This window comes from Chitinophaga qingshengii, assembly GCF_014529935.1.
Taxonomy (GTDB): domain Bacteria; phylum Bacteroidota; class Bacteroidia; order Chitinophagales; family Chitinophagaceae; genus Chitinophaga; species Chitinophaga qingshengii.
In genome coordinates this window covers 185,981-202,748 of record NZ_JACVFC010000003.1, presented here as the reverse complement: position 1 = coordinate 202,748, position 16,768 = coordinate 185,981, and the positions used below count along the sequence as shown (strand labels likewise).

Here is a 16,768-nt window from a genome sequence, read left to right as displayed (position 1 = left end):
CGTCATCGTTATTAAAAACTATAATTATATCCTACGGTTGCACTCATATCAGTTGTTTCCCCTTTCTGTGGCGAATGCCTCAACTGCTGACCAATATTAGCGCTGATATTATGCTGCTTGAGGAAGCGGTAAGCGCCGTTGAGCCGCAGGTTCAACACATTTCCTTCCGACCGCCCCTGGTTCATAGTAGTATTGTAAGCGCTGCTCAGGCTGCCGTTCACTTTTTTGTCGAAAAAACGGGCGCCGACTGTCAGCGTGGGGCCCCATGTGAAATAATCATCACGGCCTACCGTGTTATAACTGCCGTTTATCAATGCGCTGATCATGATCTGCCGTGGTAAAAGCTGCATCGTGTAACCGGCGCTCATGTCATACACCTGCGACCCCTGGCCCTTACGCAGCACGCCATCCTGCAGGTTGGCGGCGTCTACGAAGTTGAAACTGGCATCCAGCCGCTGGCTGCGTTTATCATTGGCTGAGAGTTGATAGCCGACATTGATCATGGCGTTTTGTGATACCTGCTTGATCTCCCTGGTAGTGTCCCTGTCCACCGGCAACATCTGGTTGATGTATTCAAACTGCGATTTAATACGCTGGTAGGTTTGATAATTGGACCAGGAGGTATTCACGTTTAACCGCTTGCCGTTATAGGCCAGGTTCAGGGCGCTGGTCATCCGTGATCCGGCCCTCGCCTTGTGATGGTCCAGGTCATCGCGTTCATACCCGGCGTTGACGGCTGCATTGACTTTACTGTTAAAAAATGAGCGGGACAGCCGTACGGAGATATTCTCCCGGTCGCCGGCAAAATATTGGTTTCCGAGTGATTTATAACCGGGGTCTATTCGTTCATAACTCAATCCCACAGCGCCATGACCAATGGAATAATCCATCCCTGCCTTCAGCGCTTTGTAATAGGTAATGGCGCCAGCTGCGGGCATAAAGGGCTTTAACAGATGACCATCGCCGGAAGCGGCATACACTGTTTTATCCCTGCTATCGGCTGTCAGCGCACTGTTGGCATATTCCATTGATAATACTAACCCTTTGCGTGGCCGCAGCGCGGCATTGATACTCACCACCAGGTTTTGCTGCGGAAAAATACCGGTACTGTCCGGCGCCTGTGTAAGGGAAGCGGCATCGTCTTTTGCATGAAACACGGTCAGGCCTATAGTATAGCGCTCCTGCGCGTAGTCAACTTTGGCGCCATATCCCATACGCCTATACGCAGCAAACCCCTGTATACCTTCTTCATAAGGCACTGCCTTTTGTAAGCGGCCATACATGGCGCTGAACTTCCAATGCCCTGCCGGCGTAAGGTCCACGCCGGCGCCGGTAAAAGGTTGTCCGCTTAAAGTATAGGGCGAAAAAGTCATGCTTACATCACCAATATGCCCCTGCACCCACTTGTAGGTGGGATGCAGACTTAAGCGATTGGGCAGCGTGGGCAGTGAATACCCCGATCCCACATTGGTAAGGTTAAAAGAGAAAGGCAGATCGATCAGTCCAAGGAGGTTCAGGTTAAGGTTGCCGTTCAGCATATAACCGAAGGACTGGCGCTCTACGCTGGCATTTCCGCCATAAAACATTGTATTGGCGCTAAAGCCGCCATTAATCTTATATGGCTTTCCTTTGCCAAACTGCCGGCCGATATTACCCAGGTCAATATGCTGCCCCAGCACATAGCCGGGGACCATCAGCATCAGGTATAGTAATAAGTGTCTCTTCATGATTACACCGGCATTTTCTGTACTTTGATGTCTGCCAGGATATAGGACTGCTGCCCCGCCTGTACAAACTGTTTAATGCTGATCACCCCTTTACGCCCGTCTTTTGTTTGAAAAAGTATGATCCTTGGGGTAACACTGTTATCAAAGGGCGTATCTCCGCTACCGTCGTCGGGTATACGAATTTTACGCAGGGGCGTATCGTCAGTCATGTTATCAAAATCAGCCGCGGAGAAGGTGATACCGCAACTGCAGCTCTCCTGTACATTCACCAGACGTGTAGCCATAGCGCCGGGGATGGCGCCCAGCGTATAGTATTGCGCCGAATCCGGTGAGAGGAATTTGGCGGAAGAGAATCCCTGGTTGATACCAAAAAACACCAGGTCGATGTCTTTACCCGCGTCCGTCAGGTCATCGCCTTTCCTGAATACCTGCCGCAGTTTGGTAGAATAGAAACAGCCAATGGCGCTATGTGCGCTGCTGATGCCCAATCGTATATCCTTCAATGTGCGCAGGTTGGTATTGGGTAGTACGGTGATGCTTTTGGTTACCGGTTTGTTTTCCTTTCCGTTGGAGGCGGTGAGCGTAACCTGGTAAGTACCCGGCGCTGTAAAAGTGATGCTGGTATTGCCAGCCGCAGGCTGGTCAATTATGCCGCCGGTGGCAGACCATTGCCAGCTCAGGCCACTGATGGTTTTGTTCTCCAGCGCGGCGGTGAGCGGTGCCTGCCCGTCTTCATCTTCAAAAGAAGGGATGATGTTAAACGCAGGCTGGAGTGCAGGCTTTACCGTTATACGGGTGCTATAGGTAAAATCTTTGCTGCCATTGTTTGCCACGAGGGTGATCGTATGTTCCCCCGGGGTGGCAAACGTTACCGGCGGAGGCTGCGGGCCTTCTGCCATGGCGGGTTCCCCGCCTTCAAAAGTCCACTTGTACGTGGTGGCTCCGGTGGTTTTATTGGTAATGTCCACCTGTACGGGTGAAAAGTCATTGATCCGTACTTTGGCATCAAAACCGATATCTACCAGTTTATCAGTTTCCACCGTCAGGGTTTTGTTTTGCCGCTGGTCGTCATTCCAGGCTTCCAGCGTTATTTTATGCGCGCCGGCCTCTTTAAAAAGGATGACACCAGGATTACGCTGCGTGGAGCCGGCGGGTTCTCCGCCATCAAAAGTCCACTGGTAATGGTCTGCGCCGGCGGTTTTATTAGTAATTTTCACGCTCACCGGTACGGTGCGGTTATTATCCGCCAGTTCCCAGGAAAAATCGGCTGTTACCGGGATGTCTACCTCTCTGCGGCAGGCTGGTCCCGTCAACATCAGCAGCGTTATATATACATACCTTCTCATGATCTTTATTGTATGATGATCTTGCGTGTATCTTGTCCCTGCGCGGTTTCCAGCACCAGCACATAAGTACCGGCGGGGAGTACCAGGCTATAGGGAATATTGAAAGCATCGGCGCTGGCCAGCTGCCGGTCACTCACCAGCGCGTGGGAAATGACGTTCAGCATCCGCAGGCGTACAGCGGAAGGACGGTCCAACGATATCCGCACGTTAAATTGTCCGCTACTGGGGTTGGGTACCAGGGAAAACTCTTTGATAAAAGGTGTTCGCGCATCGCCGGGATTGCCGAAAGACTGCGGTTCCAGCACGGTCACGGTTTTATGGAACGCCTGTATGCAATCGCCTACTTGCGCCTGCATACCGATGGTATAGGTACCGGTACGGTCAAAACGCAATTCTGCAATGGTGGCGTTCTGTTGCAATATCGTAATGCCCGGATCATCCGGCACCTGCCAGGTTACCTTTTCCGGCGCCGGATGACTGGTATTGACCAATGTTACGGGAACACCTCTCAACACTTCCGTTCTCACGACAAACTCGGCGGCTACCTGTTGATCATTGCGGGCGATACGGATTTTTCCTTCCCCGAAACAACCTTTGGCATCGGTAACGGTTACACGATAAGTGCCGGCTTTTTCCAGGGTAACCCCGGCAGTTACAGCACTGAAGCCGTTGTCACTTTCCCATTTGTAAACCGCCGCCGGATCCGCGATGGCTACGTTCACCGGCCACACCTGGTCGCGGCAAAGCGTTTTATCCGTTCCGGGATCTGCCGGCACCGGCGCGGGATCTTTCAGATGGAACAACTGTCCGCGCTGGCAACCATTGGCATCTGTAATAGTAATAGCATATCTGCCGGCAGGTAAATTGTCCAGGTCCCTGGTAGTGGCGCCGTTGTCCCATTGATAGCGGTAGGGCGTTTTTCCGCCGGTCACGTTCAGGTGAATATACCCGTTCGTATAGGCGTGGCAGACAGGTGAGCTACTATCCACCGTTGTTTTAAGTCCTGCGGGATCGTAGAGGTCTACTTGTTTTTGCAATTGACAACCCCGGATATCTCTTACCAGCAGCAGGTAACTGCCTTCCGGAATATTGCGCAAGGCGGGTGTTTTATCACCTGTAGTCCAGTTATAATCATACGGCGTAGTACCGCCAGTCACCGTGGAGGTAATGCTGCCATCACTATAAGTGGTACAACTGGCAGGCGTTGTGCGGAAGTTGATATTCAGTTTATCGGGTTCTACCAGCACAAACACCGGCGATAACGTTGAAATATTATTATAGTCTGTGATCTTTACCTGGTATACACCTGCCGTGAGGCCGGTCAGGAGGCTATCCGTAGCAGGCAGCGGTTCAAAATTGCTGCCGTTTTGTTTTGACCATTCATATTTATAAGGCAGTCCTGCAACAAAAGGAATACCTCCCCTGGCGGTTGCCATGACCTGACCGTCTGCAAAATCTTTACAGCTAACGTAATGATACTCGCTCAGCGCTACTGTCAATGGTAACGGCTGTTTCAGCAGGTAGCTCCCTGCGGCCATACAACCGGCCGTACTGCCAATAGCAGCGGTGGCGTATTGTGCATCCGTCACCTCCAGTGTATATATACCGTCGCCCAGGTTGGCTAAGGTCGTTACATAACCATCCGGCGTAACAGTATTGCTGCCATTTAAAAGCTGACCCTTGCCGTCTTTCCAGCGCACGGTATAGGAGCCATCGCCAAAAGCGGTACCACCGCGGATAGTAGCGGTAACGCTTCCATCGGTATAACCATAAGCCTTTGGATTGATGGTGACCACATCATTGATCGTGAGTGCGGCGGCAGGCTGGGCTACATATCCGGTGGCAACAACTTCACAGCCATGATCGTCCTTTACCTGCAAACGATAGCTGCCGGTAGTAAGTCCGCTGATAACAGCAGCACCGGTAACACCATTGCTCCAGGCGACCAGGTAAGGCAAGGTGCCTCCGGTGATGGCGGCACTCACACTGCCATCCTGCCCACCGTAACAGTTCACTGATTTAATGGTCAGCGGTGCTTGTAACAACACCGGTTCTGTAAGGGTAAAAGGTGCTGACTCCTTGCTGATACCGTTCTTATCGGTCACTTTTACTTTATAATTACCCGCAGGCAACAGCGTAGCGACAGCAGTGCTTTGTCCGAGGCTCACGCTGACGCCACCGGTGATACTAAACCACTCGTAGCGGTAAGGCGCCGCCCCGCCATAGGGAATACCCCCGGCCACCTTCGCTTCCAGCTCTCCATCACGGTCACCATTACACGAAATACGATGATGCAGTTGTATCGCTACGGTCAAGGGTGGCGGTTCTTCCAGGTTAAAGGTTTGTGTATAGGCGCAGGTAGTTTGCCCGTTGAGTGCTCCGCTGTAATTGGCATCTGTTACTGAAACGATATACACTCCAGCTGGCAGCGCGGAGAGCTGAGTGCGGTATTGGCCGGCGCCGTCTATACTGTTCACCGGTGTTAATACCGTTCCATCCTGCCGGGTCCAATTGATATTATAAGAGCCGTCGGGATTAGGCGTGCCGCCTTTCAGCACAACGGTAATGCTGCCATCGGCATAACCATGGGCTAACGGCGCTTCCATACCCCAGGAGGCAGCCTCCAGTGCAGCGGTTGGCTGTTGCAGGGTAACCGTGATGATTTTGTCTGTAGCATCCGTATTTTTCGCAGAACAGCCTTTACTGTCGGCTATCCTGATCGTATAAGTACCGGCTGGCAGGTTACGCAGGGTATGGCTGTCAGGATTATCGAAAACGACAGCAGGCCGCCAGTCGGCCTCACCAGCGGCTTTATAGTAACAAACAAACCCACCTTTGCCACCGGCGGCTTTTAAAGAGATCGATCCATCGCTGCCTTCAAAACAGGAAATATCACGTTTGGCGGTAGTACTGGCGGTGACCAACATAGGCGCGCTGATCGTAAACTGCCGGGTATGCCTTACCGGGTCGTCGCTGAATGTACCGGTACGTGGCTGATCCAGTCCTTTAGGATAATAAATTCCCTGCAACTGAATAGTATAGGCGCCCGGTAATATATCCTGTGGCCAGGTATAGCTCATATCCGCTGCTAGTACGGCGTTGGCTTGCTGATACGCCAGTTCCCCTTTGTCATTCAGCAGGTTAATGGTCAATCCTTCATTCGCATCTGCATACAACTGGCGGTCAAACCAGATCTTCAGTTTTCCTTTACCATCGGCACAAACAGGATCTTCAGTGCTGTGCCCCGTCATACCGGGAGATGACAACTTACAGGTCAGCGTAACCTTGGTACTAAAGGTATTATCACAAAGCCGTATGCGGAAGTAGACCTGCCCACCAATACGGGCGGCCTGGTCGAAATTGTCGCCCAGCAGCTGTTTCCCCGTAAAAGTAGCAGTAGGTGTCCCGTTGGCATATAACGAATAAGGGAAACTATTCCAGTTGTCGCCATCTGTAGAATATTCCCAGTTATAAAGCGAGGGAACAAATCCCTCCGGAGCGGACAGCTGCACTGGTGCGTTCTCCGGAAGAATATTATCTACATTACTGACTCCTATTTTATTGATAAATGGGAATGCTGAAAAAAAGTAGCCACCACTGCTTCCATCGGAGAAGGGGCTATAAAATGCCATACTACACGGATCTGTTACCGTAAATTTATGGGGGTTGGGATCGGGCGTCCAAAAGTGTCTGCCATTACAGGTATTACATTTACCGGAATTCCTTTTCTGGCACTTTACATCATACGTCATTTCTACCGAACGTACCAGCTTGGAAGGGGGAACAATAAAACTCTTCGCCTCCAAAATCTCAAAGTGCGGTACACATTTGATTTCATTTTGTCCCCAGTCCACCAATTTATCTACCTGTCCATCCTGGTAGGTAAGGTAAAATCGTACATAATCCCCGCAGGGCCATTCGTCTTCATGCTTATAGTGAAAGTTATAGGTAATCATATACCCACCATCCTGCGCAGTAGCAGGTAATATCCCGGCGATCACCAGGATAAGGCACAAGGAGTACTTTATCCAGGTCCTCCTGTTGAGATGCAATAGAGAAAGGGATAGTATAAATTTGTTCATAGGTCGGGATATAGATGAACTATTGCTGATATTCAAAAATGCTGGTGGATGTTTCGGTTGCCGATTTTATCATATGCCCTTGCGCGTTATACTCCTGCTGACCACCGACGGTGTCCTGCTCTCCGCTGTCATATATCGAATGGTAGCTAACAGGGTTATTGCTGCTCATGTTGTTTATTCCCATAGCCCGTTGGATGTAAGAGAAATCTTTTACATTGCCACAGACATTGGGTTTATCATCATAACCCCAGGTCGTCGTCTCCCGTAGCAGGTTAGCCACCCCGGTCCCATTATCGGAATAACGTTCATATTTGACCACATTCCCGTTACGCCAGGAGTATACGTGCCGTTCGCGTATTATGCTACCAACCAGCACATACACACCTGCAATTTTATTTTCCGCGTTATAAATCAGCGAATCGGTATTGTAAGGTTTGGTGGCATTGCCGTGGTAGTAACGTATTTTCCGGATACGGTTGTTTTCATATACATAAACCGCACTAATATCGCCGGTGGTAGCCATCGGATCTTTTGAGAACAGCAGTTTGGATAACCTGCCCTTCTCATACACAGGGAAAAACACATAATACTTCAGCCCTCCGTTAGGCAGCCCGTATGCCTGCACGATTTTATGCAACGTCTTGTTGGAATTATAGGTAAACACCACGGTATCTGTCAATCCATCGGATGTCGTGGTAATTTTACTGATATACGGAGGATCCATTCGAAAAGACAACGTCAATACCGCTACCACTAACAAACATATCTTCTGCATGAGGTTATATTTTTTTTACGTTTAATACTGAACTTCCAGTGCGGCATATTTTCCCTGGACACCATTCTTCAATACAGCTTTTATCCGGTACTCGTAGTTTTCACCGGTTTTCACCTGGCTGTCCACCATACGGCGTTGTCCGGCTGGCAATACCTTCCACAACAACATCGGTTTGCCTTTTAATGCACGATAACAATGATACTCCTGTAAATCCTCTATACGATCTGTCCAGGAGAGTTCTACATACCGTTGTTCCCTGTTGACATATGCCGTAAAGTTCTTCACCATATAGTCGTTAGGATTAGATGGCACGTGAATGGTGAGCGGAGCCAGGGGTTTGGACTCCAGCCCGCTGCTATCCCGTGCCAGGATCAGGTAACTGTATTGTTTTCCCCCTGTCACTCTCGTATCGGCAAAGGCGCTGGTAGTATCGGCAAACTGTTTTAGCAGCTGCCATTGAGTAGTAGCAGCAACGCCTTCCCGGCGGTACAATAAGTGCAGTGCTACGTCTTCATCGCTGCTGCGGGCCCAGGTTAGCAGCACGGTATCCCCTGATATTTTATATCCGCTGAAAACGGGTGCGCCAGGCGGAACGATGTCCGGTTTCTTTAGTTCCAGTACAAGAGAGAAAGGCGACTGGTTATATCGTTTATCCAATGCAGCCACTGCGTAATACACCTTGCTGTTAAGGCTTTTTAACACCACGGTATCATGATACAACGGTGAGGTGAGATGGATGCTGTCCAGCAGGGGACTTAGCTCTTCTCCCCAATTACTGGCCCGGAATACTTTATAACCCATTAAATCTTTTTCTGTATTGGCATCCCAGGTAAGCGTTACCGCACCCGTACTATCGATACTGCCTTTCAGGCCTGCCGGTGCCGCTGGTGGTATAGAATCCACCGGTTGAACGAGCACCGGAAAAGAGGTGGAGGCGCCACCATCTTTACCGATGGCTGTAATAGTAAAATAATTGGTAGCCTCCAGTTTATCATACACCAGCTTGCGGCTGGCAGGTGCAAGTCGCTCCAGCACCGGCACGTAAGGGCCGTCTGCTGCCAGGCCCTGGTTCAGTGTAAAACCGGTAATGAGGCTATCACCGGCCTGTTCAAAGTCCCAGGTTAGTTCCATCTCTCCTTTTTCATTCACATCACGGGTACGGATATTGGGGACATAGGCCAGTACATGACGCCCCTTTCCTTTGGCTTCCACAGAAGGCGGGCCGGCTTCGCCAAAGGGCGACAAACCGCGAACCCGGTAATAATAAACAGTATGATTGTCCCTCAGCGAATCTATAAAATACATGCGCGGAGAAGGGCGCTGATCTTTATTATTAAAGTTGGTGACCGGCGTGCGGTTTACCCGCTCAAAAGTCTTACCATCCACCGATCTTTCTATGGCCCAGGACACATAGTAGCTGGTGAGCAGGCTGTAATCCCAGCTCAGCACCACGCTCCGGTCTCCAAACAAAGCACCCAGGTCGGTCACTGCCGGTAAAGGCTGATGGTCTTTCAGGCCGATGAACACGCCACCGGAATCTATTTTCATTTTCGAAGCCGGTACCAGTGGCCGGATACGGTACAGGTATTTTTCATCTGGTTTTACGTGTACATCTTCCCAGCCCCAGCCTGCCAGCCGCGCAGCAGCAAAACTATGATCTGCCGCATATAAGGAAAAAGAAAAACGTTGTTCCAGTTCCTGCGACTGGTTCACCAGCTTCGCAATGCCTTTATCGTCTCCTCCGGTCACTTCAAACTTATCTCCGTAAATAGCCTGTGCAATGATCGCTGCATACTGGTCTTTTTGAGACGGCCCCTCCCACTCTTTCAAAGGTTTGGGCTTAAACGGGAATGCATATACCTGTCTTACCTCCGGCTGGTCGAGTACTTTACCGGCGCGGACTACGGTATAACGCCACAATTCAAAGCCGTATTGGTTACATAGTTTCCATGCACGAGGCGTCGTAGCCGCCCACCGCAACAGGATGCTGTTGCTGCCTGCCCGGGCAATGAGCTGCACCCTGGCAGTGTCCTTTCGCTGTGCATCGCTGCACAACGCAAACAACATACATATAGCCGTCACCATTAGTCCTCTGTGTATCCTGTCCTTCTTCATTACTTTATAGGGTTCATGTATTCAAAAATCTTACTGCTTCCTTTTTTACCACCTGGCAGTATGTACCGGTAAACTACCTTGTACTTACCGTAACGGATAAACGGATAATAGGCTTTGATCAGGTAAGCATATTTGCTCTGCTCCGGTGTACCCAGGTAACGGTTCACCAGTTGGTATTGCAGATCTGTGAAGTCTTGTTTGTAAACCAGCGGCAAATCGTAAACATAAGGCAACCTGGTTTGCAGTAGCCCCGGCACCGGCGATGCTTCCGGATTGGTGGCCGCCGCCAGGTAACTGCTCATTATCGTGATCGCTCTGCTGGGCACAATACCCCACTCTTCCACGTTCCGGTGTGTGAGATAAATCTCTTTGTTGATCGGGTAGTTCCAGTACAGCAGCGGATTAATATCTTCCCGGTAATAAGCGTCCTCCATAATAGCTTCGGGTTGTACCATCGGTTTATAATCAGTATAGGCAGTACCTGCCAGTTCAGCAGGTTCAAACGGTTCATAGCTGCCTACTTCCGCCTGCAGGCTAACCACATCGCTGCTTACTTTTGCGGCCAGGCCCTGCTGTAGCGCCAGGGATGCCATCTTATCCTCAAAAGTGGCATGTTTGCTGGTATGCAGGGCATAGGAGAGCAACGATTTAGCGATATCCCCACGGGTCACACTTTGCGCCTGGTTGTTTTTCACGGAAAAGCTGCCACCTTCTTCGTTGTCATTCCGGCTATAGGAAGCCACTGCATCACCGGTGTTGCTGCCGGGAGGAAGGGCCACCACATCCAGTTGATAACCGGCAGATCTCTTCAGGGCGGGCAGATCGTAACCCAGCTCCTGTGCTTCACTGTTATAACCGACAGAGGTCACCTGTGTACTACCGGCAACGGACATACGCAATTCATATTTCCAGCGGGAATCAAACAGGTAAGTCTGGCCACGTTTTAACCGGATATATCCCCGATCATATTCATTGCGATAAAGGTTACGCTGGTCTACTACCGGGTACGCATAAGCGATATTGTTCAGCGGGATGTAATCCGGTGCCGTAGCAGTGGTAAAGTTGACGGTTTCTACCTCCTCGCTTTTCTTGCCATTCATGTATACGGTTTGCCAGCTACCGCCTTTCAGTTCCTCAAAGCTCACTTTCACCAAGGCCTGTAGCTGTTTCTGTGGCGGTAATACTTCTTTGGAATAAAAAGACACCACATCGTTGTTGTCATTCCATTTCAGCGTGCCTGGAATTGTTTTTCCTTCCTCCGTTACGGTGAATTCATCCAGTTTGATCCGGTAGGTTTTGGCGCCGTCATCGCCATCTACGTCAAAAGCTTTGTTCAGCTTCATATTAAAGGCCGCCTGTGGTACGGCAAAAACGTCTATCTTATCCGATCCTGTTTTGGGTGTGAGGTCGGAAATAATTTTCACATCTACCGGGCTGCTGGCCGCTCCTTCTATCTCACATTCCTGGCCTATGGTCACTTTCATACGCATTTTACCGCTTACCAGTCCGCCTAAAACACTGAACTTCACGCCCAGGTAACCGCGTATCCAGGTAGGATTGGGTAGTTTGGCCTGCATTAATACGGCCGCGGCGCCCGACAGAATGGGGAATCGGGCTTTGATAAACCGCAGGTTCACCTTCACCCCCACTTCGCCCTGCAAATACACATAGGCCTGACCGTTAGCATACCATCCGTCAATACCGATGGGATCGGAGCTACCTTTACAATGTGCATCGCCATAGTCTTTCAGCATAATATCAAAACCGACACCTGCCTTGAAATTGGCATACAGGATCAGGAAGGTGAGATCGCCGGTTTCAACAGACAACCGGGCGCCGAATGCCATTCCACGGCCGTCGCCCAGCGCATTGAGATCGCGCATATAGTCCAGCTCCGACAGCTCCACACCGAGGATATCCGCTACTTCCTGCGGTGGCGGCGGTGATCCGGGAATCTTATCTCCCGCCATCAGGTAAGAGGAAACTTTCAGGCTGACGCTCCCGATACCAAAGCGGATGCCGATCGGATTGGTGGGCGTTCCGCAATGCATATACCATTCACCCGGACCAGCATGGAATACCGCCCATCCCGCGCGGTTACCGGTAGATATGCCCTGCAGCAGACCACCGGCCACGTTCAGATAAATATCGAAGTTGGAATGAAAAATGGAATGTTCAAAATCGTATTGCATGCCCAGGTAGGCAGACAACCCGTTCTCTCCGACGCGGTATTGATCTGAGGAAAACGCAGCCGCCACTTTGGTGGGATCTGACAACTTGAGTCTTTGCAACGCCTCTCCTGCCGCTCCCAGCTGGCCCATCACCTTATTTTCCAAATCCGCCAGCTTCTGGAATTTGCCGGCCAGGAAATCACCGGCATTGCCCATCACATTGGGTAGGACATTTAATATTTTCGCATAACCGAAGAAGCCGATATAGTTTAAACCTCCACTGTTATTAAATGCTACTTCCAGCGTTACGTCACCGTTGACCAATACTTTCTGGCCGACGGTAAACAACAAGGTGGCTTTGATACCCAGCCCGGTATTGGCATCCGGCACGTAGTTGACCCCGGTGGGTGAAGCCTGTAAATCCACACCGGATTTTTTCATATGGTAATAAGCGCCGCCGCCGAAGCCCTGCATATTCAGCATGGGCGGTAACAGCGGGATACCCAGCCCGAAATCAGCTTTAGCGTCTACATACCAGTAACGGAAGTCTTTACATCCGAACATAGCCCTCGCTTCAACTTTTATTTTACCGATGATATCTGCTTTGACACTGCCACTAACGGCGTCGCCATAAACAGGATCGTCATCGTAGATGTTCAGCTGACCGTCAATATTCAGGGCGCCCAGGTTCGCTTTTATCGCCACCTGTGACAATGACAAGCGGTCAAAATGCCAGCGCTGTGCCCCGTCTTCTTCGCTCATTTGTCCTATCAGCTGTATCCGGGTAGCGCCCCCAAACTTGCCTTCCATAAGGTTGAGCTTTACGCCCAGTATCAGCGCGGCCTGGCGTTCGCTGAGGGAGACGGCGATCTCGTTGATCGCAACCGGGAAACCGGCTACTTTTCCATCGTCCTTGTATCCGAAGTATTCCGCGGTAATCACCGGAGCTGTTGTTTGCAGGTGCAGGTTACGGAACTGGATACCTTTAAAGTTGACCAAACTGCGATCGTCGTTCGATTGTTTATTGCTGGCGGAGATTTCCAGTTGTCCGTTCAGCATGGCTTCCGGCAGGAAACGGCCATCGGCCACACGCAACTGTACCCAGCTATTGGGCAACAGCTCCGCTTTAGCCTTCCAGATGTTGAACGACAGTTTGTTCAGCGTTCCTACCTTCAGCATGTATTCATTATCCGCAGTAATCAGTGCGGTGTAAGCCAGTGGGTCTTTCGCTACCGGTAGACTGATAGTCCCGTCAAAACTGGCCCCTGTGAGATGATTGGCTTCCAGGTCCAGCGTAAAACGGTCTACCGTAAACCGCCAGCCGGAAGCGCTGCCGTCCGGCAATATATTGCCGGCGAAAAGATGTCCGGTCAACCCGTTGTTGTCTATCAATAACTGCGTAGCGCCAAAAGATACGCGGGTACCGGGTTTCGTTCGACTGGCGAACTGCCTGGGCAACACTACTTCCAGGTCTTCTATATATATTCCGCGCCACAGGTTCTCATCGCCGGGCTGCATATACCGCTCGCGGTAACCGGCAGGATACAGTACATCCGGTGCATTACGGATATCGCTACCATCATATACTGCCTTGCCTATATGGAAGGTAAATCCCTTTAACGGGGTTATCTCAAATGAAGGCAGACTAACACCCACCAATATATCATTCCAGTTACCGACAATGGTGCGGAAAGAGGAACGTACCAATGTTTTCTCATCTGCAATCCTTTCCCCTGCTGCATCTACCGGTACCATCATGCTACGGGGGAACATGATATCTGCCGATAATCCTAATTCCTTGAAACCGTTACAGTCAATGGATACATAAGTCATATCCAGTCCCTTTCCCGTTTGCAGGTCCAACGCGCCTTTCAGCACCAGCGCTGCCGTGCCACCGTTGATACGGATGGTATAATCTCCCAGCAGCACCAGTTTGGCATCTCCCTGGATATTTCCTTCATAGGACAGTTTAACGCCCTGTACGCCGAAGAACAGCTCCCCGGGTTCCTGTGGTATCTGTACCCTTGCGTACAGCGTTAGTTCCGCATAACCTTCATGGAAAGTAGCATTGCTGACGGCTATTTTCACCGTGCCGTCTTCATTGGACAAGCCAATGGGCAGTTCATTGAGGTCGTCCGGTTCCAGCCTGTTCACATAGTGGTTGCTCTTCTCCATTTTGAGGTACTCCGCTTTCGCTTTCTCTCGCAGCACATGCGTTTCCGGATCGCCAGGCGACAGGCTGGCCAGCTGTTCAGCGGTAAAAGGCATGGCGGCGACAGGCAGCTGCTGCGCCAATAGTTTATCTACCGGCTCAAATGTTCGTATATCCGGTACAGTGATAGCCGGCGACGATGCCGGCGGATATGTCAGGGGGGCAAGGTGTAGGGAGTCCTTTCCGGCCGCATGGGATAGGCGTGACTGTAACAATAACAGGCACAACACCAGCAGCCACGGCAAATTAATTTTCAAGCGTTGAAACAATTTACTGGTTTGCAATCATAGGTATAGCTATAAGGTTAACCATCCACCATCTGTATACACCGCTCCGGCATATACGATAGAATTGGGATCACCTCTACTGACAGGGTACTATCAATGGGCTACATAGGTATTTATTTACATTCAGGTACGGGATAATTCATCAATAACATGTAACAGCGCTCTATTACCTGCCAACAAATATATTGTATTATATATAATATAATCTAATTTAATATTAAAAATTTCTTTACACTAATGTAATCAAGGGGTAAGGGATGCCTGTGGATGCTGCAAACTTATCTGGTTTAAACATCTCTATAGGGTCTTTTTTCCCAGTTTCTATACATCTCTGTAAAATGGGATTGCAGGTCAGCTACACCTACCTGCATAGCGTGCTTACTCTGGTAGAAATCATCCATCGCGCCCATCATAACATAATAATCGTTGTGCAGCGACCTTTCGGGATCTTTATTAATATTCAGTAAATACTGTTCGGTCAAAAACATAGCATGCAGCCTGAACAACAACCCTTTCTCTACCGGGTCCTGTTCATCCGGCATCAGCGACTCCAACAGCTGAATGGCGGCGGTCACTTTATCGTCCCATTGACAAAACAGATGATTAAATTTAAACCTACCCTCCTCATCTCCCCCTTTCATCAATATCTGGAGCAGCTGCCATCGCCGGTTCCTTCTTTGATCGTAGGGCAGCAGGTTCCACGCCATCATTCCGGTCACCCTTTCAAGCGTATTCCTTTCCCTGAACAGCGCTTCGGTATTCACCTCCTTCATGGCCTGGCTGTAAACGTCTACCAGGGAAGTAAATAAATCATATTGCTCTCTCTCCAATGTATTTTCTTTTATAGGTGGATGTATGACGATTACCAAAAGTTTATCACGCCTCAATAAATACCAGTGGATTCCCCAAACTTATCTACACAAACTTCATCTGCAATACCATACAAAATAACATCTGTGTTACCGGTTACAGTACGGGGTATTTTTTCAGGGTGTTCCACGATATCGGCGTAAAACGTTTTTCCTCTACTCACAACCCAGTGGGAAATGTCTTCTATGCCATCTTCCGATTCCTCCATATAGTCTGTAAAAGGCTCGTCCTGTAGTTCCACGGCTGCATCTACAAACTGCTCCTGGAATCGCAGGATGTCTGCTTTATCCATAGCCAGCAGGATTTCCCGCAGGGTGTTTCTGTTCTCCGCTGCGCGGCTGATAATATCCCAAAACCAGTCGCTGATATGATCAAAATTAACTACTGCATTACTCATATATGTAAAAATAGTAATTAAATTAACAATCCCCGTTTTTGACACAAGTCAATGGTTTGATCATTATTTATTGGAAACCTGAGCCTCTAATTCTTCCCTATAACAACCCGTTCACAAAATGTACAGCTATATCCTGGAATACAGGATGACGGCCATCACCTCCAAACTCAGCAGCCTTAAAAAATGGGCTTGCCGAAGTTTTTACACCGATGCTAAAAAAAGTCACTACTTTCATTCGCATGTACGAGAAAATAGTAACGAATCATTCCCACACACATACACCAGGAGACAGCACCTACCTGGATACGTTCCGTTTCCCGGATGGACGCGCCTTTCCACCTTCCTATCAGGCATTTTGCAAAGAACTGGGCTATGGAAGGCTCTGCGAGCTGTTCCTCGTTTATGTGCCATTGGGTGATTACCCGGACTCCTGGCTGGTACAACACCGCAAAATAAAGTTTTTGTTTGATGACTATCTGAACCCGCCGTTATTTGTGATCCGTGAAGACCCGCAGGGAATTGAACTGATTGAACATGCCATACCATTCGCCCGCAGTGAAAACGAAGATTTTTTATTCTGGGATATGCGGCACCCGCTTCCCGACGGAGAATATCCTATCTATTGCACCGCTTTTTCTTCCGGTATTTATTTCGCCGGTAATTCTTTACCGGAATTTATCCGGAAGGTTACTTCCCCTGAACATTTCAAATCCGTTCTAAATTTCCATACACAGCCGCTGAAAGCGGTCTTTGAAGGATTTAAGGTACTGACCTGATCTAAAAAAC

The 16,768-nt window shown here is 49.7% G+C and carries 9 protein-coding genes; 1 reads left to right on the top strand and 8 read right to left on the bottom strand.

Annotated elements, in window-relative coordinates:
- Window positions 1-11: 11 nt before the first annotated feature.
- From ICL07_RS20490 to ICL07_RS20455, 8 genes are all read right to left on the bottom strand, one after another.
- Window positions 12-1,727 (bottom strand): hypothetical protein, encoded by a 1,716-nt coding sequence (locus ICL07_RS20490; protein WP_188089913.1) that lies wholly within the window; start codon window positions 1,725-1,727, stop codon window positions 12-14.
- 2 nt (window positions 1,728-1,729) lie between these two features.
- On the bottom strand, window positions 1,730-3,073 hold the full coding sequence (locus ICL07_RS20485; RefSeq protein ID WP_188089912.1) for a PKD domain-containing protein: 1,344 nt from the start codon (window positions 3,071-3,073) through the stop codon (window positions 1,730-1,732).
- Window positions 3,074-3,078: 5 nt separating this feature from the next.
- Window positions 3,079-7,155, bottom strand: coding sequence for a T9SS type A sorting domain-containing protein (locus ICL07_RS20480; protein WP_188089911.1), 4,077 nt, complete (start codon window positions 7,153-7,155; stop codon window positions 3,079-3,081).
- Between the two features lie 19 nt (window positions 7,156-7,174).
- A complete protein-coding gene (locus ICL07_RS20475; RefSeq protein ID WP_188089910.1) occupies window positions 7,175-7,930 on the bottom strand; it encodes a hypothetical protein in 756 nt (251 codons plus the stop codon).
- Window positions 7,931-7,951: 21 nt separating this feature from the next.
- Window positions 7,952-10,045 (bottom strand): fibronectin type III domain-containing protein, encoded by a 2,094-nt coding sequence (locus ICL07_RS20470; protein WP_188089909.1) that lies wholly within the window; start codon window positions 10,043-10,045, stop codon window positions 7,952-7,954.
- Window positions 10,045-14,685 (bottom strand): hypothetical protein, encoded by a 4,641-nt coding sequence (locus ICL07_RS20465; RefSeq protein WP_188089908.1) that lies wholly within the window; start codon window positions 14,683-14,685, stop codon window positions 10,045-10,047. The genes ICL07_RS20470 and ICL07_RS20465 overlap by 1 nt, the downstream gene beginning before the upstream one ends.
- Window positions 14,686-15,002: 317 nt before the next feature.
- Complete coding sequence (locus ICL07_RS20460; protein WP_188089907.1) at window positions 15,003-15,545, bottom strand: hypothetical protein; 543 nt, start codon at window positions 15,543-15,545, stop codon at window positions 15,003-15,005.
- 53 nt (window positions 15,546-15,598) lie between these two features.
- Window positions 15,599-15,982 carry a DUF4240 domain-containing protein gene (locus ICL07_RS20455; protein ID WP_188089906.1) on the bottom strand — a complete coding sequence of 128 codons (384 nt, stop codon included), beginning with the start codon at window positions 15,980-15,982 and terminating at the stop codon, window positions 15,599-15,601.
- Between the two features lie 239 nt (window positions 15,983-16,221).
- On the opposite strand from ICL07_RS20455, the gene ICL07_RS20450 reads away from it, so the two are divergent.
- On the top strand, window positions 16,222-16,758 hold the full coding sequence (locus tag ICL07_RS20450; RefSeq protein ID WP_188089905.1) for an SMI1/KNR4 family protein: 537 nt from the start codon (window positions 16,222-16,224) through the stop codon (window positions 16,756-16,758).
- Window positions 16,759-16,768: the final 10 nt, after the last annotated feature.

What these genes read in the sequence shown, in the direction of transcription:
- ICL07_RS20490 (WP_188089913.1), bottom strand. Translation starts at nt 1,727, where the DNA reads ATGAAGAGACACTTATTACTATACCTGATGCTGATGGTCCCCGGCTAT.
- ICL07_RS20485 (WP_188089912.1), bottom strand. Translation starts at nt 3,073, where the DNA reads ATGAGAAGGTATGTATATATAACGCTGCTGATGTTGACGGGACCAGCC.
- ICL07_RS20480 (WP_188089911.1), bottom strand. Translation starts at nt 7,155, where the DNA reads ATGAACAAATTTATACTATCCCTTTCTCTATTGCATCTCAACAGGAGG.
- ICL07_RS20475 (WP_188089910.1), bottom strand. Translation starts at nt 7,930, where the DNA reads ATGCAGAAGATATGTTTGTTAGTGGTAGCGGTATTGACGTTGTCTTTT.
- ICL07_RS20470 (WP_188089909.1), bottom strand. Translation starts at nt 10,045, where the DNA reads ATGAAGAAGGACAGGATACACAGAGGACTAATGGTGACGGCTATATGT.
- ICL07_RS20455 (WP_188089906.1), bottom strand. Translation starts at nt 15,982, where the DNA reads ATGAGTAATGCAGTAGTTAATTTTGATCATATCAGCGACTGGTTTTGG.
- ICL07_RS20450 (WP_188089905.1), top strand. Translation starts at nt 16,222, where the DNA reads ATGTACGAGAAAATAGTAACGAATCATTCCCACACACATACACCAGGA.